This window comes from Deinococcus aestuarii, assembly GCF_018863415.1.
In the GTDB taxonomy this organism is placed as follows: Bacteria; Deinococcota; Deinococci; order Deinococcales; family Deinococcaceae; genus Deinococcus; species Deinococcus aestuarii.
This window is the reverse complement of sequence record NZ_JAHKSN010000029.1, coordinates 21,051-40,842: the sequence shown is the minus strand read 5'-3', so window position 1 is coordinate 40,842 and position 19,792 is coordinate 21,051. Positions and strand designations below refer to the sequence as shown.

At 68.4% G+C, this 19,792-nt stretch carries 15 protein-coding genes; 8 read left to right on the top strand and 7 right to left on the bottom strand.

Annotated features, from left to right (window positions below; all coding sequences use genetic code 11):
* Positions 1-75: 75 nt before the first annotated feature.
* Entirely contained in the window at positions 76-3,702 is a 3,627-nt protein-coding gene (locus IC605_RS22480) for a hypothetical protein (RefSeq protein ID WP_216329185.1), read from the bottom strand.
* Positions 3,703-4,100: 398 nt separating this feature from the next.
* Between IC605_RS22480 and IC605_RS22475 the strand changes: the two genes are divergently transcribed.
* The 3 genes from IC605_RS22475 to IC605_RS22465 all read left to right on the top strand — a co-directional run bounded on the left by IC605_RS22475 (position 4,101) and on the right by IC605_RS22465 (position 5,921).
* A complete protein-coding gene (locus IC605_RS22475; RefSeq protein ID WP_216329183.1) occupies positions 4,101-4,691 on the top strand; it encodes a hypothetical protein in 591 nt (196 codons plus the stop codon).
* 18 nt (positions 4,692-4,709) lie between these two features.
* Positions 4,710-5,345: a hypothetical protein gene (locus tag IC605_RS22470; RefSeq protein ID WP_216329181.1), complete on the top strand. Its 636-nt coding sequence runs from the start codon at positions 4,710-4,712 to the stop codon at positions 5,343-5,345.
* Between the two features lie 93 nt (positions 5,346-5,438).
* Entirely contained in the window at positions 5,439-5,921 is a 483-nt protein-coding gene (locus IC605_RS22465) for a mismatch-specific DNA-glycosylase (RefSeq protein ID WP_343216695.1), read from the top strand.
* 131 nt (positions 5,922-6,052) lie between these two features.
* Here IC605_RS22465 and IC605_RS22460 read toward each other — a convergent pair whose 3' ends face one another.
* Together IC605_RS22460 and IC605_RS22455 are read right to left on the bottom strand one after the other, a co-directional pair.
* Positions 6,053-6,469 carry a hypothetical protein gene (locus tag IC605_RS22460; RefSeq protein ID WP_216329179.1) on the bottom strand — a complete coding sequence of 139 codons (417 nt, stop codon included), beginning with the start codon at positions 6,467-6,469 and terminating at the stop codon, positions 6,053-6,055.
* A gap of 60 nt (positions 6,470-6,529) precedes the next feature.
* Positions 6,530-9,046 carry a heavy metal translocating P-type ATPase gene (locus IC605_RS22455; RefSeq protein ID WP_216329178.1) on the bottom strand — a complete coding sequence of 839 codons (2,517 nt, stop codon included), beginning with the start codon at positions 9,044-9,046 and terminating at the stop codon, positions 6,530-6,532.
* A 154-nt stretch (positions 9,047-9,200) separates the two neighbouring features.
* Here IC605_RS22455 and IC605_RS22450 point away from each other — a divergent pair, with 154 nt between their 5' ends.
* The 4 genes from IC605_RS22450 (at position 9,201) to trpS (ending at position 12,383) form a co-directional block, all read left to right on the top strand.
* Complete coding sequence (locus IC605_RS22450) at positions 9,201-9,404, top strand: CopZ family metallochaperone (RefSeq protein ID WP_216329176.1); 204 nt, start codon at positions 9,201-9,203, stop codon at positions 9,402-9,404.
* Between the two features lie 67 nt (positions 9,405-9,471).
* Complete coding sequence (locus IC605_RS22445; protein WP_102124984.1) at positions 9,472-9,735, top strand: metal-sensitive transcriptional regulator; 264 nt, start codon at positions 9,472-9,474, stop codon at positions 9,733-9,735.
* 225 nt (positions 9,736-9,960) lie between these two features.
* Positions 9,961-11,220: a GIY-YIG nuclease family protein gene (locus IC605_RS22440; RefSeq protein WP_343216698.1), complete on the top strand. Its 1,260-nt coding sequence runs from the start codon at positions 9,961-9,963 to the stop codon at positions 11,218-11,220.
* Positions 11,221-11,387: 167 nt separating this feature from the next.
* Positions 11,388-12,383 carry a tryptophan--tRNA ligase gene (gene trpS, locus IC605_RS22435; protein WP_216329171.1) on the top strand — a complete coding sequence of 332 codons (996 nt, stop codon included), beginning with the start codon at positions 11,388-11,390 and terminating at the stop codon, positions 12,381-12,383.
* Here trpS and IC605_RS22430 read toward each other — a convergent pair.
* The 3 genes from IC605_RS22430 to IC605_RS22420 all read right to left on the bottom strand — a co-directional run bounded on the left by IC605_RS22430 (position 12,365) and on the right by IC605_RS22420 (position 14,735).
* The gene (locus tag IC605_RS22430; protein WP_216329170.1) at positions 12,365-13,438 is read right to left on the bottom strand and encodes a peptidase C39 family protein; all 1,074 of its coding nucleotides are present in this window, start codon (positions 13,436-13,438) and stop codon (positions 12,365-12,367) included. The two genes, trpS and IC605_RS22430, sit on opposite strands and share 19 nt — an antisense overlap.
* Before the next feature lie 254 nt (positions 13,439-13,692).
* Positions 13,693-14,316, bottom strand: coding sequence for a DUF305 domain-containing protein (locus IC605_RS22425; RefSeq protein ID WP_216329168.1), 624 nt, complete (start codon positions 14,314-14,316; stop codon positions 13,693-13,695).
* Complete coding sequence (locus tag IC605_RS22420; RefSeq protein WP_216329166.1) at positions 14,313-14,735, bottom strand: four-helix bundle copper-binding protein; 423 nt, start codon at positions 14,733-14,735, stop codon at positions 14,313-14,315. Before IC605_RS22420 ends, IC605_RS22425 begins: the two co-directional genes overlap by 4 nt.
* Before the next feature lie 309 nt (positions 14,736-15,044).
* On the opposite strand from IC605_RS22420, the gene IC605_RS22415 reads away from it, so the two are divergent.
* Positions 15,045-16,310: a type II restriction endonuclease gene (locus IC605_RS22415; protein ID WP_246581186.1), complete on the top strand. Its 1,266-nt coding sequence runs from the start codon at positions 15,045-15,047 to the stop codon at positions 16,308-16,310.
* Positions 16,311-16,413: 103 nt separating this feature from the next.
* On the opposite strand, the gene IC605_RS22410 is transcribed toward IC605_RS22415, so the two are convergent.
* Complete coding sequence (locus tag IC605_RS22410; protein ID WP_216329164.1) at positions 16,414-19,617, bottom strand: DEAD/DEAH box helicase; 3,204 nt, start codon at positions 19,615-19,617, stop codon at positions 16,414-16,416.
* Positions 19,618-19,792 lie beyond the last annotated feature (175 nt).

Sequence of the window (19,792 nt, the reverse complement as noted above, 5' to 3'; positions counted from 1 at the left end):
ACCCGCAGACCAGCAGCGCGAACGGTGGAAAGACCGGACGTTCCAGGTTCTCTCCACCCGGGCCGCTTTGCCTGATCATGGCGTGCCCTCTGTTTCGGGCAGCGCTACCCCGCGCGCCACACCGCGTTCCATTCGCCGGACGAACTGCTCGAACGACAGCACGGGCAGAGCCGCGCTCGAAAGGTAGTAGGCGACGGAATCGTGGTTGAAGACGATGAAGCCCTCGACCTCCCAGTCCCCCGCAGGGAGGCCGAAGTGCTCCAGGATGGCCGGCAGATGCCGCCGCACGTGGTGGACGCGCCGCTCGTGGCGCTCCACGATGGAGCGTTCCGTCTCGGTTCCGCGCTCCAGCCGCTCGAAGAGGGCGTGGGTCTCGGCGGCGGTGCGCGCCACCGCAAAGTTCTTGCACTCCACGCAGTACACCCTGCGTCGCACGTCGTCCACCACGAAGACGTCGACGTCGCCGAGATCAAGGCCGTGCTCGTCACGCATGCGCACCCTTCCGAACACCTTCGCCTGCTCCTGGACATGTCGGAAGCCCAGGGCCCTCAGGAAGGCGGCCACCTGTCGGTTGAAGGCTCGCCCCCGGCTGCGGTTGACTTCTCCAAGGAGTTGCCGCAACTCCACACTGTCCGCCTTGAAGCGCCCGCTTTGCAGCAGGTCCAGCAGATAGTGTGAGGTGGAGGCGACGGCCCGGGGTCCCCACACCACCTGGGGGGTAGCCTCGCCTTCCAGCAGGAGGACCGGGCGGCGCAGGTAGGACAGCCGGCGGTTGAAGCGCCACGGCTGGACGTCCTCGGGGCGCCAGGGCTTGGGCGGGCGCAGGAAGTTCGGGCGCGGCGTCAGGCTCAGCGTGTCCAGCAAGGCGCGCACCTTGCCCTCGTCCCAGCTCAGGGCCTGGGCGACGGTGCGGAGAAAGTCGGGGAGGGGCATCTGCCGTGGGAGCACCCCACCCCCGGGAAGAGCGCTGACAGTCTCAAGGAATTCCAGCGTGTCCCCCAGCGTCCAGCCCGTCTCGCGCTCAAAAGCTACGTCCAGCGCAGCGCGGTCCGGCAGTTCGTACCCGGAGGCCGGGTCACCGAGGTACGAGCGGGCCAGGCTCAGGGACTCGCGCGTGACGTCGTCGAACATGTTGGCCTCGAAGGCCGTCCTCGCGGGCTCGTAAGCGCCCCGGTCGGAGGCGAGCCGACCGGACGGCAGGATCTCGGCGGTCACCTGCGCCAGCCGGTGGAAGGCAAGGTCGCTGTTCGTGCCGAAGGCATGGATGAGGGCGGCGAGCGCGATCAGGCGGTCGTACATCTCCAGGGTCGGCGCATCCTCCCCCTGCGGCGGCTGCGCCGTCAGGTACTCGATCACGAACCGCGACGCGATGGCCGTGCGGTTGTTGCGGCCGTACTCCTCGCGCAGGCGCTGCTGGATGATGGGGTAATCGGCGTAGCAGCGGCGGGTGAAATCGAACGTGAACTGGCGGCTGGCCGTCTGTTGAACCGTCGCCTCGTGCTGCCGCACGAAGTACGGCAGGGCCCGGCCGGCGTCGAGCGTCCCCGCGAGGCGAACGAACTCCCCGTACAGCTTCCCCACGGCGGCGTTGAGGAGCGCGGGGGCCTCCGCCCCTTCCCGGAGGGTGCCCACCGGAAAGTCTGCCCCCAGGGCATTGGCAAGGAAGTCCAGCGAGCGGCTCTCCTGGTGTTCCTGCAAGACCCGCGCGCGCGGCAGCTCGTCGCCCCCGAACAGGACTGGCACATCGCGCAGCACGCTGATCTTCTTCTTCGCCGGGTCGCCCATCACGCGGGCGATGGCCGCCTCCAGGTCGGGTGAGGCGCTGAGGAGCCCGTGGGCCACCATGACCTCCTCGAGTGCACCCAGCACCATACGCATCAGGGTGCGCTCCGGAAGGTTGTCCGCGGTGGTGAAGTTGGCCGTGAACGTCTCGTCCACCTGCAACAGCACCGTGCGGCCACGCGTGTCGGGCAGGACGCGCAGGCCAGTCAGCGGCGCCTCCGGGTCGGGAGGGAGTGTGGAGACCGGCAGGATCACGACCCGCAACAGGTGCGGTCCAGCCTCCGCCAGATCCTCTTCGAGGTGGGGGGCGAGCTGCCACAGCCAGAACGCGAGCGTCTCGGCGATCAGCGGCAGGTTCACGTCCACCGCCTCCTCGTGCTGGGCCACCACCCAGATTCGTAGCGCGTCTCCCTCGGCCAGCAGGTTGATCAGGCCGCCGCGCAACATCTCCAGCGATTGGAAGAGGGCGACGCCCGGATCACGGTGGTAATTCGTGACCCGGGTCCAAACCGGACCGTACGGCACGCCGTGGGCGGCGAGTTCGGCCCGCCGCTCGCGCCGGACGTTCCCCGCGCCCCCCGGCATCAGGAAGAGCGCCGCCGGAGGTGCCTGGTCCGAGAGGTAGAAGCTTCGCCCGTGGCGGCGGTAGGCGTCGAACAGGTCGAGGGTGCCCACCATGCCCACCCGCTGCCGGCGGTACAGGTCGCCCACCGCCTGCGCGAAGTACAGCAGGCCGAGCGGGTCGCGCTCGAAGTCATACGACATCACCTCCAGGTCGGACACCCCCACACTCAGGGCGTATGGGGTCTCGACACTGAGGCTGGGCAACAGGGCTGCGTTGCCCAGGCCCTCGAAGACGACCAGCGAGAAGACCTGTGGCCGCTCCTCCTCGGGGAGGGCGTGGTAAAGGGCCTCCAGGGCGGCGTAGCTCCCGTCGAGGTGAGGTTGCAACTCACTCAGGTCCGAGGGCTCGAACCGGTCATCCGGGCGGTAGTTGCGGAAAGGATCGCCGACCAGCGCGAGGTGCAGTACCTTGTCACCCTCAACTTGAAAGGCGCGGGTGCGCACGAGCGGCAGGTCGACGCCCGCAAACGCCGCCAGAGGATAGAGGAGACCCATGCGGCGCAGAGAGAGCCTCACCCCCTGCCAGGCGAGGTCGTGGTACGCGGCCTCGAGCGCCGCCGTGAAGGTGCTGGGAGTCAGCAACAGGTGGCGCACTGCTCTCAGCACGTGCCCGACCGGGAAGAAGACGTACCTGTCCTCGATGATCACCAGGGGCCGGTGGGCGAGCGGACCACCGTCCAGCGCCGGTGCACCCGCTGGACCGCCCGCCGGTTGCAGGATGAATGGCGCGAGGTCGCTCACGCGCAACCCCAGGGCCGCGAGCACGCCGGCCAGGTCCCGCTCCGTGTACGTGACGGCGGCCTTCAGGACTTCGAAACTGCCGTCCTCCGGAAGGAACACGCTGGATGAGGGCGTACCCGGCACAGGGGCCTGACCCCGGCGGCGGTCCACCTCGCCGCTCAACGCGAGGAGCGCCACGCACGAGCGGACCACAGGGCCGAGTTCAGGCGTCCCGGCTCCGCGCCGAAGCAGCGTCAGCGCCGCCGCGAGCAGCTGCTCCACGCTGTGGACGGCCTCCTCCTCGATGCCGGGAAACACCACGAAATCCCCAGCCTCTACGATCAGGTGTTCGGTCAAGGCGTTGTCAGAGGGGTCCTCCATCATGGAAAAGCCCGAGACCGCGCCGGCCCTGTCGGCGAGCCGGCGAAACTCGTCCACCGAGGGGCTGCGCCCACCCGCCGCCCCCGGCAGGGACAGAGCGGCTTGTGCAAGCGCTTCGAGGCGCAAGAGTCGGTCAGCGTTCTCGGGGTAGAGCTGTGTAGCGGCGACCCCACACAACAGGTCGAATGGCGACATAGGCGCCAGGCTGTCTTGAAAATCATTCCATGCCGCCACAGTGGGGGCCTCCTGTCGAAGATCTGCCACGACCCGGGAACCCGGTGGGGCGAGGGCCGGTACGGGCAAGCACCAGAGTGTTCTCTCCTCAGCGTGCCCTGTGAACGAGGAGGCCGGCCCTGGAAGTCGAAGTCGCTGGGGTCAGTAGACAGCCCCTGGGAGAGCGGGGGATCGCCCTGCAAGCACCTGCGGCACGCCATCTCGGCCGGTTCATTTTGCCCAGCGCCATCCGGGCACACCGTGTTGCACGGTAGAGTTCGCTCTGCTGTAGGCGTTTGGGCCGTGCCCGCAACGCCCGTTTCCGTGGGCCGTCTCCCCGCACCATTGAGTCCCCGGGGCCCTCCCTTCAGGATAAGGACGTGACGGCGCGAACCCTCTTCACGAAATCCTCGCTCCGCGAGCACCTCCGCCTTCGTCAGCAGGCGGCCCTGGACGAGGCCCGGCGCCTGGACGATCAGACGCTCCTGTACGGCGACTTGACGGCCGAGGCCGAGCGTCTCGCCGAGAACCACCGACTGGTGACGCCCGTCCTCGGGAAGCCCGTGATCGACGGGCCCAAGGGCGTCTCGCTCAGCCCACAGGAGCTGCGTGGCCTGCCCGGGTTCTTCTCGTCTGGGCTTCCCGCGCCCCGTGAGGGGTACCGGGGAACGCAGGTGCGGGTGTTGGTCCCGTTCCGGGGAACACCGGACCTGTTCGAATATCAGCCGTCACACTTCACGCTGAGCCCTCCGCATGCGCAACTCGACAAGGCCGGGCGTCAACTCGTCTTCACCGACCGGTTCCTCGAAAGCCAGTACAACCCCTCGACCTACCTGCCCACCGTCGCGGGCAGGATCAAGCCGTTCGAGTGGTGGTTGACCCAGGTCGAGGCCGAAGTCGGGCCCTACAACAAGCGTCTGCTGCAGGGCATCCTGAACATCCTGGAGGAGCGTCGCCGACAGCTCGCCTAGACGTTGCGCCAGGCGGAATTGCACGGTCTCGGTTCCACCTTCGACCCGTCGAGGGTTGCCCGTCACCTCTTTGAAGCGCGCGAAAGGGCTGAGCTCAGCCTCCTTGGCCGCCCAACCCTGCCCCATCCGCAGCAGGCCGCCCTGCTTCCCGAGCACGACTACGCCCTGGTGCTGGAGGCCCTCGACCGCTTTGCGAGGCGCCTGGAGCGCAGCAACACCGTCGTGCGGGAGCTGGGCGAGGAGGCCCTGCGCGACGTCCTGCTCGCCGCCCTCAACATGTACTTCCCGGGCCAGGCGACGGGAGAGACCTTCAACTGGACCGGCAAGACGGACCTCCTGGTGCAGTACGGGGGCCAGACCGCCTTTGTCGGAGAATGCAAGTTCTGGGGCGGCGAGAAGATGTTCCTGGAAACGGTTGATCAGTTGCTGGGGTACCTCACGTCCCGTGACCTCCTCACCGCCGTCGTCGTCTTCAACCGTACCCGGGACATCTCGGCCGTCGCCGCGAAAATCCTGGCGACCGTGCGTGCCCATGCACAGGACGTGGAGGAGCGCGAGATCGACCTCGCCCAGCGCCGCTTCCGTTTCCGCCTCAGCCATCCGCAGGACCGGACACTCCGCCTCGACCTGGCCGTGCTGCTGTACGACCTGTAGCGGCTTGAACGGGTCCCGGCAAGGTGACCAAGGCTGATAGAGGACCGGGACGACATTCCCCCAGCCGGGTTGCAGGACCTGGTGGGAGGGGGCGTGCGCGTGCTGTTCGTCGGCTTCAACCCCAGCCTTCGCGCGGCGCAGATCGGTCATCACTACGCGGGGCGGGGCAACGGGTTCTGGCGGCTGCTGGCCGCCTCTGGCCTGACCCCACACCTGTTGCGCCCCGAAGAAGACCGCCTGATGCTGCGGTGGGGCCTGGGCTCGACCAACCTGGTGGCCCGGCCCACCGCGAGCGCCGCCGAATTGACCCGTGCGGAGCTGCGTGCCGGGGTGCCGCACCTCAAGGGACTGGTGACCCGCCATGACATTCCTATCGTCGCGTACACCGGAAAGGGCGTGTACCTGCCGGCGGCGGGAAGACCACGGGCCCCGTGGGGAAGGCAGGAGGAGGCCCTGATCGAGGGCGTCGTGGACTTCGTGCTGCCCTCACCGAGTGGCCTGGCGCGCATGCCCTTCCAGACCAAGCTGGCCCACTACGGCGAGTTGGCCAGGCTGGTCGGGCAGCTGATACCGTAATCGGACCTGGAGGCGGACAGCGGTGGGCCGCGAGATGCCCAATGCAGGAGCGGCACGACCGCAGGCTGGAGAGTTCTATCCACAACATCACGGCCAGCGACATTGCTGGCCGTGACCTATGCCGGGAGTGCTCAGTGGGTTGGCGGTGCCAGGGTCTCCGCCAGGCGCACCAGCAACTCCTCGGCCCGCTCGTACCCGGGCCGCAGGTAGACCGTCGCAAAGGTCGTCCAGTCCTGCACCGCCGCCACCTCCTGGTCGTTCTCGTGCAGCTTCAGGTGAGGATACACGCCGTACTCGACGTAGCACCCGAACTCGGCGGCCACATCCTCCAGGCGCCGGCTGTTGTCGTCGGTCCAGGTCAGGACGTAGGGCAGGGCGAAGCAGGGCTTCCCGCAACTGCCGCCCAGGCCCACCAGGGGAAACCCAGCGACCGCCTGCGGATCCTGCCGCACCCGGGTGCGTTCGAGAAAGGCGAGGCGGTCGCGGCCCAGGTCGCGGCTGGGCAGTTTCTGCGAGGCAATCCAGGGGCCGACGGTGAGCTTGGTCATAGGAAACTCCTGAACAGGGAGGGGTGGGCCGTTGCCGGCCGGCAACGGCCCTGTTGAGGGTCAGGCACGCGCAGGAGTCGGCCTGGACGCGGCCACCGGAACGGGATCAGGGCGCACGGGCGGACGGAAGCCGCGCAGGCGCAGCGCGTTGGTCAGGACGAAGACGCTGGAGAAGCCCATCGCCGCCGCCGCCAGCACCGGGCTGAGCAGCCAGCCGAAGGCCGGGTACAGCACCCCCGCCGCGACCGGGATCAGCACGATGTTGTACGCGAAGGCCCAGAACAGATTGAGCTTGATGTTGCGCAGCGTCGCGCGGCTCAGCGCCAGCGCATTCGGCACCCCGCGCAGGTCCCCGCTCATCAGGATCACGTCGGCGGTCTCTACGGCCACGTCAGTTCCAGTTCCAATAGCGAGGCCTACATCGGCCTGGGCGAGCGCCGGGGCATCGTTGATGCCGTCTCCCACAAAGGCCACCTTGCTGCCTTTCGCCTGGAGTTCTTTGACGGCGTCACTCTTGCCGCTGGGCAGCACCTCGGCGAGCACCTCGTCGATCCCGAGCTGCCGGGCGATGGCGTTCGCCGTGCGGGCGTTGTCCCCGGTGATCATCGCCACCTTCAGGCCCTGCCGGTGCAGCGCCTGGACCGCCTCGGGGCTGCCCTCCTTGATCGGGTCGGCCACGGCGATCACGGCGGCGAGCTGGCCGCCTATGGCCGCGTACAGCGGACTCTTGCCCTCGTCCCCGAGCCGTTCGGCCTGGGCGGCGAACTGATCCACGTTCAGCCCGAGCCGGTGCATGTAGCGGTCGGCGCCGACCTGCACCAGGCGGCCTTCCACGCGCGCCTCCAGCCCGTACCCGGGCACCGCCTCGAAGCTTTCGAGGGGGAGGATGGCGATGCCCTCTCTCTTCGCCGCGTCCACGATGGCGCGGGCGATAGGGTGCTCACTCTGCTCCTCGGCGGCGGCCATCAGTCCCAGGACCTCGGCGCGGTCGAAGCCGGGCGCGGTCACGAGATCGGTGAGTTCGGGCCTGCCCTTCGTCAGGGTGCCGGTCTTGTCCACGGCCACCACGTTCACGCTCTGGAGCCCTTCGAGCGCCGTGCCATTGCGGAAGAGGACGCCCAGTTCGGCGGCCTTGCCGGTGCCCACCATGATGCTGGTCGGGGTCGCCAGTCCCATCGCGCAGGGGCAGGCGATGATCAGCACCGCGACGGTCGTGACCAGGGCGAACGAGAGGGCAGTGCTCCCGCCCACCAGCATCCAGATCAGGAAGGTCAGGGCGGCGATCACGATGACGATGGGAACGAACACCGAGACGACCTTATCTGCGAGGCCCTGGATCGGGGGCTTGCTGCCCTGGGCGCTCTCCACCAGCTTGATGATCTGCGCGAGAGCGGTGTCCGCCCCGATCCTGGTCGCCCTGAACTGAAAGGCGCCGTTCTGGTTGAGGGTGCCGCCGACGACCGCCGCGCCGGTCTGCTTGGCGACGGGAATCGGCTCACCAGTGATCATCGACTCATCGACAAAGGAGTTACCCGAGATGACCTCGCCGTCGACGGGGATCTTCTCGCCGGGTCGGACGGAGATCAGGTCGCCGATCAGCACCTCGTCCGTGGGCAGTTCGAGTTCCTGGCCGCCCCGGACCACCCGCGCCGTCTTCGCCTGGAGACTCAGCAGCTTCTTCATCGCCTCGCTGGAGCGGCCCTTGGCGATGGCCTCGAAATACTTGCCCAGCAGGATCAGGGTGATCACGACGGCAGCGGCCTCGTAGTACACGTGCGCGGTGCCCTCGGGGAAGACCTGCGGCGCGAGCGTGACCACCAGTGAGTAGAAGAACGCCGCCGAGGTGCCGATCATGACCAGGGAGTTCATATCGGGCGACCTGTTCCTGAGGGCCTTCCAGCCCAGGCGGTAGAAGCGCATCCCGGGGCCGAACTGCACAGGAGCCGCGAGGGCCAGCATGACCCAGTTCAGGGTGGTCATGACCCTATGCCCGAAGGTATTCATCAACCAGTCGTTCACGGCGGGCACGAGCATCGGGACCATCGCCAGGATGGCGAGGGGGATGGCGAAGACGGCGCTGAAGGCCACCGCGTTTCTCAGGGAGCGCGTTTCCCGCTCGCGCGCCTCACGTTCCAGGTCGCTGCGGTCCTGACCGGCCTGAGCCTCAAGCACCTCGTAGCCCGCGCCCTTCACCGCCGCTTTGAGTTGCCCCGCGCTCACGCTGGATGGCAGATACCTTACCGAGGCGCGCTCGGTGGCGAGGTTGACGCTGGCGTCCAGCACCCCGTCCACCTTCTTCAGGGCCCGCTCGACCCGGCTCACGCAACTCGCGCAGGTCATCCCCTGCACGCCCAGCTCGATTTCGCCTACGACGGGCTCGTAGCCCACGTCCTTGACCTTGGCAATCAACGCCTGCGGCGCGGCCTGCTCTGGATTATAGGTAATGGTGGCGCGCTCGGTCGCCAGATTCACGGCGGCGCTCTCCACTCCCTCGACCTTGCTCAGGCCCCGTTCCACCCGGCCCACGCAACTGGCGCAGGTCATTCCCTGCACGCCCAGCTCGATGGTCTTGCTCATGCCTTCCTCCTGATCCCCCCTAGGGGGATATACGAAAAGCATACGGCAACAAGGAAGATTCGACAAGGGCTGTAAGGGATGTCACCCACCCCTTATCCTCTCCAGTCCGGCGCTCCACCTTGACACCCCCCCCGGTAGGGTATAAGCTTCGGGCATGACGACCCAATTGAACGTGACCGGTATGAGCTGTGGGCACTGCGAGAAGGCCGTGACGAACGCCCTCAAGGGCGTCCCCGGCGTGCAGGACGTCCGCGTCGATCTCCAGGGCGGGACGGCCACCGTGCAGGGCGAGGCCGACCCCCAGGCCCTGATCGCGGCAGTGGCCGAAGAGGGCTACGGTGCCCAGGTGCGCGGCTAACGTGACCACCGCGAACGCCGACCCCGCCACCTGCCACCCGGGCAGTCCGTCCACGGGCCACCTGTGCATGCCCGAGGACGCGCGCAAACGCGCCGCCCGACGGCTGAAGATTGCCCGGGGCCACCTCGACAGCATCGTCGCCATGCTGGAAAAGGACGACGCGTACTGCGTGGACGTGCTGCGGCAGATCAAGGCCGTGCAGGGCGCCCTGTCCGGGGCGGGCGAGGTCGTGCTGCGCGGCCACCTGGAAGCGCATGTCGCCACCGCCTCGACTCGCGGCGACAGCGTGGAGATCGTCGAGGAGCTGATGGAAGCCCTCAAGTACACCTGAGAGGGTGTCCTCCCCAGCGGGCGGCCCGCTGTTCCTGGCCGCGAGGCCGACCCGGAGGCAAGGGTCAACACCCACTGCTCCCCGCTCCCCTCGTGGCTCGTCTTTGACGCCGGGGGCCAGTACCGAAACGCACGCTTCGGCCGTGGGGCAACCTGCCCGGACACGCGCCACGGCGTGTCAAGCTGAGAGACGACCTATGCCAGGCAGAAGACACGGTGATCGCCCCTGAACCAGGCCGGAACCCTGTATGTCCTGCTCAACCCCAGCATGCCGGGGCTGGTCAAGGTCGGCCTGACCACGCGGGACGCCGCCGAACGGGCACGGGAACTCGCCGGGGCCAGCGGCGTCCCCACTGACTTCATCGTCGCCTACGAGGCCAACTTCGAGGACGTCCACGGCGCCGAACAGCACATGCACGCGGCCCTCTCGGACTACCGGGTGAGCCGGGGCCGCGAGTTCTTCCGAATTCCCCCGACCTTCGCCATCGACACCCTGCTGGAACTGCGCCTCCAGGGATTGTACGGCGCCACCACCTTCCTCACCGATCCCATCAAGCGTGACGCCCGCGAACGGGTGAAGTTTCAGGGGCAACACCGGGCGCGGGAACTGTACGAGCAGGGCCAGGCGCACGAGTTGGGACGGGGCGTTCCCAAGTCCAGGTACGAGGCTTTGAAGTACTACGAGGCCGCCGCCAAGGCGGGTCTGCCTGAAGCCCATGCCCGGCTGGGTGCCAGCCTCCTGCGCGGGTACGGAACGGCTGTCGACGTGAACAAGGGCCTCAAGACCCTGGAGAAGGGCGCGGCCCTGGGAGACCTCGACTGCCTGCGGGAGCTGGGGGTGGCCCACCAGAAACTGGGCCAGCCCGACGTGGCGCTCGACCGCTGGCGGGAGTATTTCGACGCGGCCCCCGGGACGGACGAAGCGGCCTACCACGCGGCGCGCTTCCTCTTGACCCTGCCCCGTCATTACCGCCTCAGCGGCTTTTTCAACGCCCGGGTCGTGCCCGTGCTGCGAATGGTCGACCTGATCGTGTTCGCCCAGTGGCACGCCCAGGTGGAGGAGCGGCGAGCGCATCACCCCGGCGCGCACCTTGACCTTTCCTCCCCGCTGGAGGCCCTCTCGGGATTGGACTACGACACCAGGAGGCCAGCCCTGGCCCTCCTGGAGGAGGTGGAAGCGGCCACGCGGGTGAACAGCTCGGTCGTTCTGCACGTCACCCGCGAACAGCATCTGCGTGACCTCGCCTGGAGTGCGGGCCAGCAGCAGCGGGAGGCCCCCAGCTGGAGCACCTGGGAGGATTTCGACCAGGTCACTGGCACCAGCACCCCGCGCCCGGAGCGTGTGCCCCCGCAGCTTAACGATCCCTATGGTTTGGCGCGCGAGGCGGCCACCCCCGAGCGGCAACGGCAGTTCGCGTTCTGGCATCGCCGATTCACCGGGGAGGGGATGAAGTTGCAACGGCCCAGGCCACGCCGGAGGCGGTGAGGACCCGGGCCGCACCACCAGCGGACCGACCCGCGCCCTGCTCCAGTGACCGCCATGAGCTTGAATGCGCGCGGTGGCCCCGCTGGTGACCGGGTGACCTCCGCGTGTTCTCGCGTGCGCCGGGGACGTGCTGGGCACCTTTTCTTTTGGGTTCAAGGAGACCGCACATGAAGCAGCGCATCCTGACGGGAGACCGGCCCACCGGCCCCCTCTACCTCGGCCACGACGTGGGTTCCCTGCGCAACCGCGTCGCCCTCCAGCACGACTACGAGACCTACGTCCTCCTCGCCGACGTGCAGGCCCTCACCGACAACTTCGAGCACCCGCAAAAGGTCCGCGCCAACGTGATGGAAGTGGCCCTCGACGAGCTCGCGGTGGGCCTCGACCCCGAGGTCGCCACCTTCGTCCTCCAGTCCCAGGTGCCCGAGATCGCCGAGCTGACCGTGCTCTACCTGAACCTCGTGACGGTCTCGCACCTGCGTCAGAACCCAACGGTCAAGACCGAGATCGCCCAGAAGGGGTACGGCGAGTCCGTCCCGGCCGGCTTCTTCGTGTACCCCGTTTCCCAGGCGGCGGACATCACGGCCTTCGGCGCGCATCTCGTTCCCGTGGGGGAGGACCAGCTCCCCATGATCGAGCAGACGGCGGAGATCGTGCGGCGCTTCAACCGCCTCTACGCTCCCGTGCTCACCGAGCCCCGGGCCCTGCTGGGAGAGGTGGCGCGCCTCCCCGGACTCGACGGCAAGACGAAGATGAGCAAGTCCCTGGGCAACGCCATCTTCCTGTCCGACCCGCCTGACGAGGTGGCCTGCAAGGTGCGGGGAATGTACACCGACCCGAACCACCTCCGGGTGGAGGCCCCGGGGACCGTGGAGGGGAACCCGGTATTCGCGTACCTCGACGCCTTTGACCCGGACCGGGCCGGGGTGGCGGCCCTCAAGGCGCACTACCGCCGCGGGGGACTGGGGGACGTGCGGGTCAAACGGCATCTGCTGGAGGCGACCCTGGCGCCCATCCGCGCGCGGCGGGCCGAGTTCGCGCGGCACCGGGGCGACGTGGAGCGGGTCGTGCGGGAGGGCACGGGGCGCGGGCGGGAGGTGGCGGCCGAAACGATGCGGGCCGTGAGACAGGCCATGCGGTTAGACTACTTCGGCCCGTCCTGAGACAGGACTCCGGGGAGAGGGGCCATCACGTACGCCATGCCGCCCGCGTGGCTGAGCCACAACCGCTCGAAGACGGCGCGCGGGTAGATGCGCCGCACGCCCGCGTCGCTCCTCGCCGCCGGGTCGTTCACCACCGGGTTGCCCTGCGCGTCGAAGCCGGTCAGCACCATCAGGTGCCCGTTCGACCAGGACAGCGGCGCGCCCGGCAGCTCGCCCGCTTTGAAGCGCACGCTCACCGCGAGCGGCAGCCCCTGCCCCAGGTACGCCTCGGCGTCTCGCAGGCTGCCCAGGCGCGTCACAAGGGCCTGCAAACCCTGAGTTCCAGCATACGCGGTGTTGAAGGGCCAATTCCCGAAGCCGTCGTACCGGGTGTCGAAGGTGGCCTTGGCGGCGTCCGGCACCCGCACGGGGCGGTTCCAGAAGCCCAGGATCATGGAGATGCTGGTGGGGCTGCACCAGACCTCCCCCCCGCCCGGGTAGATCATCTGCGAGAGCCCGGGGACCGCCAGAACCCTGTTCCAGGAGATCGCCTGCCCGCCCCGGCCCTGGTCCCGCAGGCGCAGGGCGCTGTCCGACGTGTTGAACGACAGCAGGCGCACCTGGAGCCCCGCCCCCGGCGTCACGCGGTACTGGAAGGCCGCGGCGCGGAAGGGGAGGGTCAGGGTGTCGGTGTTCACCGTGCCGTCCGCCGTGCGCGTCACCGGCTGACTGGCCCGGGGTCCTGCCGCCCGCCAGGTCCCGAACCCGAAGTACGGCGTCCAGCGGCCGTCGGGCCGCCGCACGCGCACCTCCAGCGTCAGGGGGCTCTCTCCCGGTCCCGTCACGTTCCAACTGGGGACGAGTTCGTTGAACGGCGCCACCTCCACCACGCCGCTCTCGAGCTGGCCGCCGCGGGGCTGGGGCAGCGCCTCCCAGGTGGCTTTCACGCTGGTCCGGGCCTGCGCGGCCTGAATCAGCGGGGACGGGGTGCCGAAGCTGGTCTGCTGCGCGTAGGGGGCGGCGCCCGCCACCGGGGCGAGCAGCAGGGCGGGCCAGAGGAGGCGTGAAAAGGTCACCCGGACACGGTACGGACCTCGTGTTGCCTTTGTGTTAAGGCGGCAGGGCGGACGGCGGGGAGTTTGCCCCCTGCCACGGCCGGGCGACGCCCAGGTTCGGGGAACTCCAGCCTCCCGCGCGCCGGACCCCTTCTCAGGCCAGGCTGGTGTCCTCGACGGGGAGCGTCGGGCGGACCCCCTGACGGCAGGACCCGTGTGCACCACACGAGGGGGCACCTGCCACACGCGTGGCAGGTGCCCCGGAGGGAATCGCCTTACTGGTGGGTGCGCAGCCAGTCCTTGAAGTCGTGCATCTCGTCGGCCTGCGTCATGATGATGCGCTGGGCGATGTCGAGCACATGGTCGGTCTGGCCGTTTTGCAGGGCGATGTTCGCCATCTCGTTGGCCGAGCCGTGGTGGGGCGTCATCATCTCCAGGAACGCGTGGTCGGGGCTTTGCGATTGGGACATCATCTGGGTCATCCTCTGCCCCATGCCCGACATGGCCTGACGCATTCGGTTCTGCCGCGCCGTGTCCACGCCCCCCAGGCGCTGCAACTCGGCCTGCATCTCGGCGATCTCCTTCTGCTGATCGTCGATGATGCCCTGCGCCCACGCGCGGACGAGCGGGTCGCGCAGCCGGGGTAGCGCGGTCCGGCTCATCTCGATGGCGCTCTGGTGGTGGGGGATCATCATGGAAAAGAACGCCCGGTCGAAGGCGGTGCCGGACAGGCGGCGCAGGTCCTCCAGCATGGGCTGCATCCGGGCACGCATGTCCGACTGCATCTGAATGATCATGGTCGTGGACATGGTTGCCGCCGTGCCCCCCTGACTGCCGCCCGCCTGGGCGGAACTCACGGGCAGGGCCATCAGGGCGAGGGTCAGGATCAGTTTGTTCATGCGCTCATGCTCCCCAGGAGTTGCTGGCAGGCCTGTTCACAGCGGCGGCAGGATTCGGCGCACACCGCGCAGTGCTGCATGTTCATGTCGCGGGCGTGCATCTCGCACTCCTGCCCACACGCCTGGCACGCGGCGAGGCAGGCCTGAAGCTGGGCGCGCAGGACGTTCTGGTCGGGCTGGGTCAGGCGCGAGAGGACCCGCCCGGTCGCGGCGCACACGTCGGCGCAGTCGAGGTTGAGGCGGATGCAGTGGACGAGGTGCGAGAGGTGCCCCTGCTCGCCCAGGCAGGCGTCGGCACACGAGGTACAGATGTTCGCGCACTCGAAGCAGGCGTCGATGCACTCCGCAAGTGCCCCCTGGTCGAAGACGCTCGCAGGGCTAGGGTGGGTCTGGAGCATCCGGGCGGTGTTCTGCGGCATGGGCACTCTCCTGGTCGTGAACGTGAGGGCGGGCGGCCGTGGGCGGCGCGGCGGTGTGAAGAAATCGTCGCCCTGTCAGCGTAGGCAGCGTTGTGTTCAATTCGTGTAAAGGTCACCCGAGCCTCAAGACCATGTAAAAGAAGAGGCTGGCAGCCGTGATGCGTTCAACCGCGGCGTGGTCGTGGGCAGGTGGCAGGAACGAGGGTTCCCCGGACGAGAAGGGGGAGGACGCCCGGACCCGGCGACCGGAGACCACACCCTCCCCCACTTTCGCCCGGCCGCTGGAAATCCCTGTGCTACACCATCCCCATGCAGACGCTCGAGACGCTGATCCGGCACTGGCGCGACGATTCTGGCGGCACCTACCGCACCTGGTTCCTGTGGGAGGAACGCCTCAAGAACTTTCGCTCCATCCGCCGTGGCCTTCAGACCGTGGTGAAGGAGATCGAGGCAGGGAGCTTCGGCACCCAGTACCGGGGTTCCTCCCTGGAGACGGTGGTGCACTCCATCGCCGAGCAACGCCAGATCTTCAAGGGCGCCGACCACGCCTTCCTGTGGAAGCCCAAGCTGCGCATCCCCGACATCTACGAGAACCCCGACCACCAGCGGGCCTTCGGGCGTTTTCTCGACACCTGCGCGTGCTGCACGGGCGGCGACGACCTGATCCGCGCCATCCGCGAGCTCGACCGCCGGGCCATCAAGGGCCTGGGCCCGGCCGCCGCCAACCTGCTGTACTTCCTGCACCCCACGCACATGCCGCCCTTCAACACCGCCATCGTGAACGGCTACAACGCCCTCACGGGGGCCAAGGTGAAGCTCGGAAAGTGGGAGGAATACCTGGCGCTGCGGGAGGGGATGCTGCGGCTGAACGGGACGCACCGGGGCCTGCTGTCCAACGACCTGGGCGCCGTGGCGGGGCTGCTCTTCGACCTGGGCAGCGGGCGATACACGCCCCCGCCCCGTGAGGATGACGGGGCGGCGCTGAGTGCCTGGCAGGCGGACCTGGCGAAGGTGCGGGAAGAGTCGGCGAGCGCCAGCAAGGCGCTGGCCGCGGCCCGGGAGGGGGACCGGACCCACATCGAGGTGCAGGGCTGGCTGCGCGACCTGGGCCGGGCGCTGGGCTTCGACGTGTGGATCGCCGCGAACGACCGCTCGCGGGCCTACGCGGGTGGTCGCCTGGGCGACGGGTGCCTCGACACCCTTCCGCCCGGGATCGCGGGCACACCCGGGGCGGACGCGGTGCGGTTGATCGACGTGGTGTGGTTCGAGCGGGGGACGCTCGCCCCGGCGGCCGCCTTCGAGGTGGAGCACACCACCTCGATTTACTCGGGGATCGTGCGGATGCTCGACCTGGCCCTGGGCGCCCCCGAGCGGGCGGTCCAGGGCCTTTACCTGGTGGCCCCCGACGCCCGGGAGTCGGACGTCCGCGACCAGTTGCGCCGCCCCGCTTTCCAGGCGGTGTCCCACCTGAACATGCGCTACCTGCCCTACAGCGAGCTGGAGCGGCACCGCGAGGCGATGGCCCGCTTCGGACAGGGGTTGCGTGCCGTGGAGGCCATCGCCCGGGCGCTGTAAGCACAGACTGAGAACCTGTGGGCTCGGTCGGCACCCTTCAGGATGGGGTGGGCGAGCGTCGAAACCGTCAAAAACCCGCACCGGTCCCCCACACGTCGAACGCTCAATCACTCGTGATCACGCCGAACGTGATGCCGTAAGTCTCCTGCAGGTACAGCTCGGTGACAGCGAGCAGATTCAACTGAGCATCGGAGATCCTGCGCTTGGAAACACCAGGTTGCACGACCGAAACGTGGAACTCGGGCCGGAGGTACCGTGCCCTGCGTCCCAGCGCACGCAGGGTCGCCGCATCCCCGAGATCGAACCGCGTCGTGCCGTGACGCGCCTGCCGTTCCCCCTCCCTCTTGAGCAGGTGCTGAAAAAGTCCCTCGACGTCCGCGCGCCAGTGCACGCTTTTCTGTGCCTGGCCGCACACCTCGTACAGGTCGCCGACCCGGGCGCCGGGCTGGTCCTCGCCCGAGTACTTGCAGTGGTAGAGCCGGACGACCAGCCGGTCGTCGTGCAGCTTGATCGCCACGATGTCCGCCGCCTCCCAGGTGTCGTCATCATCGAACACGATGTCGAAGTCCTGCCCGAGCAGCCACTGGACAACCCGGTACTGCACGGTCGCCGGGTCGCGGTGGGGGCCCTGCGACTCCGCGCGGATGTTCGTGCCCGTCCAGTCCCAGGCCTCCACCCGCTCCGTCGAAAAGGGCGCCGTCACGGGAGCCGGGTGGGCGATCAGGCGGCCCCACATCACGGTCCGGTCATGAAAGTACGTGGTCGGCGGATATCGGACGAGCCACTCGGACAGCGGGACACGGGTGTTCTTCTCCGCCTTGCCGGTGGTGACCAGCACCTCCACGCCGTTCACCGGCCGGTAGCCCACATCGTCGCCGAATACGACCTCGTACTCCACGGAGTGCTCCTCGGTGAAGACCCTGAAGCGGAGCGGCCCGTCCTCCTGGAAGGTCGTCACGGCCAGGCCCGTCTCGTACAGGTGCGAGGCCGTTCCTTTCAGCTCGAACGTGATCGACTGTTCCGGCCTCGCCAGGATGTCCTCGGACCACTCCACCGTGAGCGGCACCGCCCGGGGACGGCCCTCGACCGTCCGCCACTTGATGGCGCGCTCCAGAAGACCGCTCACGTCGATGGAATCGTCGATCAACTTCGCACCCAGCGAGTGGCACCAGCGCATCCAGTCGTACACGGTCGGGGCGATCTGGTAGGACCAGAGGCGCCCCTTCGCCGAACAGCCGGCGCTGGCCCGTTCGGCCCGCTCATACCCGAACCCGAAGATGTTGGACTTCGTGCGGTCCTGGGTAGAGGCCTCGGCGAGGCCGGAGACGATGTCCGAGCCCATGAACATGGTGAAGCGCACCGCTCCACGGATCGTGCTGCTCAGGCCGAGGTTCGTGAGCGTCAGGCGCTGGATGCCGTGCAGGCAGCGGAAGGTCGTCTCGCCCACCACCCGTTCCGCCGTGCCGCCGGTGACCGCCCTGGCGAGCCTGTCGGGCATCTCGTCGAGGTCCGAGCTGTGGACGTACAGCAGGTGCCGCTCGGCGTCCCAGTGCAGGATGGACACGTCCCAGATCACGTTCTGCAGGGTGTGAAAGTCACCCCAGGCCACCGGGGTCCGGTCCCGGGTGACGAACACGGCGACGTGCTCCCGGTGGCTGATGGTGGGCGGGGCGTAGAGCCGGTCCTCGGCGACCACGTCCGTGATGTGGTCGGGGTCCCACATGGGGCAGGTGGTCCGGTAGACCACGGCACTCATCTTGGGCGAGATGTTCTGAATGGGGAGGGCCCGTTCGGTCTTCTGGAACGTGTCCAGGAAGTCCATCAGCTGTTCCTGGCGTCCGGACGCCTCGGCACTCAGGACCCGCAACAGGACGTTCCAGTCTGGGTCCTCGGCGTACAGGTCACGGAGTTCCGCCTGCACCTCGGCCAGGCTCACGTTCGCGATCAGCGTCGCGTTCCCCAGCGCCCGGCTCGCCCGGGTAAACCGTCCGGTGAACTGCAGGGTGATCGTGAGGCTCTTGTGGATGTCGTGCATCGCCGCGATCTTCAGGTTCGGCAGGTCGAAGCCCTCCCCGAACATGTTCACGCAGACGACCACCCGCGCCTCGCGCCGCGCCAGGGCCTCCAGGGCCGCGCGCTTGTCCTGCGCTGACATGGCGTGGTACACGAGGACCGCCCCGTACGGCTTCCCGCGGCAGGCCTCCGCATACCGGGCATGGAGTTCCTCGGCCCGCCGCACGTTGTCGGCGCGGGCCATCACCAGGTGGTCGAAGCCAGCGGGCCGATCCTCGCCGGGAGCCAGGTCCGCGTCGAGGGTTTCCAGCGCCCTCGTAATGATCAGCTCGTCTGCCTGATCCCGGTCCAGAGCCGAGACCGGCCGAAAGAGGATGGGCTTGAAGTACTCCTCCTCCTGCGCCCTGAGGAGGGGGTAGTTGAAGATCACCCTGCCCGGAATGGGCTCACGGCCGCTGCGAAACGGTGTGGCAGTGAACTGGAGGATCTTCCTGTCCAGGAACAGCTCCCGCGTCTGCTTCCAAGTTTTCGCCCCGATGTGGTGTGCCTCGTCGATGAACAGATGCGAGCACAGGGCGACGATGCGGGCCTTGGCGTCATCACCGCACAGGCGCAGCACGTCCATCGTGGTGACCACGACGTTGCAGGGCCCGAAGACGTCGTCGGCCTGCTGGGTGTTTTGAAGGGCGTGGTCGAGTCTGCACACGACGGGAAGCTGGCACGTGGGGTCCAGCGCACCGACTTTCTTGAGCAGCCCGAGGGTCAGGAACTTCTCGCTGATCTGTGTTCGGAGCGCGTCGTTCGGAACGACGACCAGCAGCCGCTCAAGGCGCTGCTGCACCAGCAGGGCCAGCATCGTCTCCGTCTTGCCCGTCCCCGTCGGCATGACGACCGTCGCGGGCTCGTTCGTCATCTTCCAGTGCGCGAGCGCCGCGTGGAGTGCGCCGATCTGTGGCGAGCGCAGCCCCTCCTGAAGGCGCCCGTCCTCCAGGACCGTCTCCTCCACGAAGCGGAAGCGGTCGCGCCAGGAGGCCAGAGCACGTTCGCGTGCGTCCTCGGGAAGCGGCATGTGGCGGGAGAACTTCGGCTGCACCCAGCGCGCCCTGAGGTGTTCGACGTCCGCCCGAGAAGTGGGAAGGGCACCTCCCTCCGTCCAGAGGACGGCGTCCACGTCGTCCGGGGGCTTCACGGGCCTGGGCACGACCAGGATGGAGGGCGCTCCGGGAGCCTCGACGAGCGTTCCCGTCGTTCGGCCGCGCCGGTACGGCCGGGCCGTGCAGTCGAGCAGGACCATCTCCGGCGAGGCGAGCTGCTCAAGGACGTTCTTGTGAAGGGTGATACGACCGGCGTGCTGTCTTGGTAGGACGAAGGTCTCCAGAGCTGCCAAAGGTTCCTCCCGCTGGCCGCAGGGTAACAGTGCCGGCGCGAAGATCCGTCCTACTTTGCCCACGTCTTGGTGCAGGGCCTGG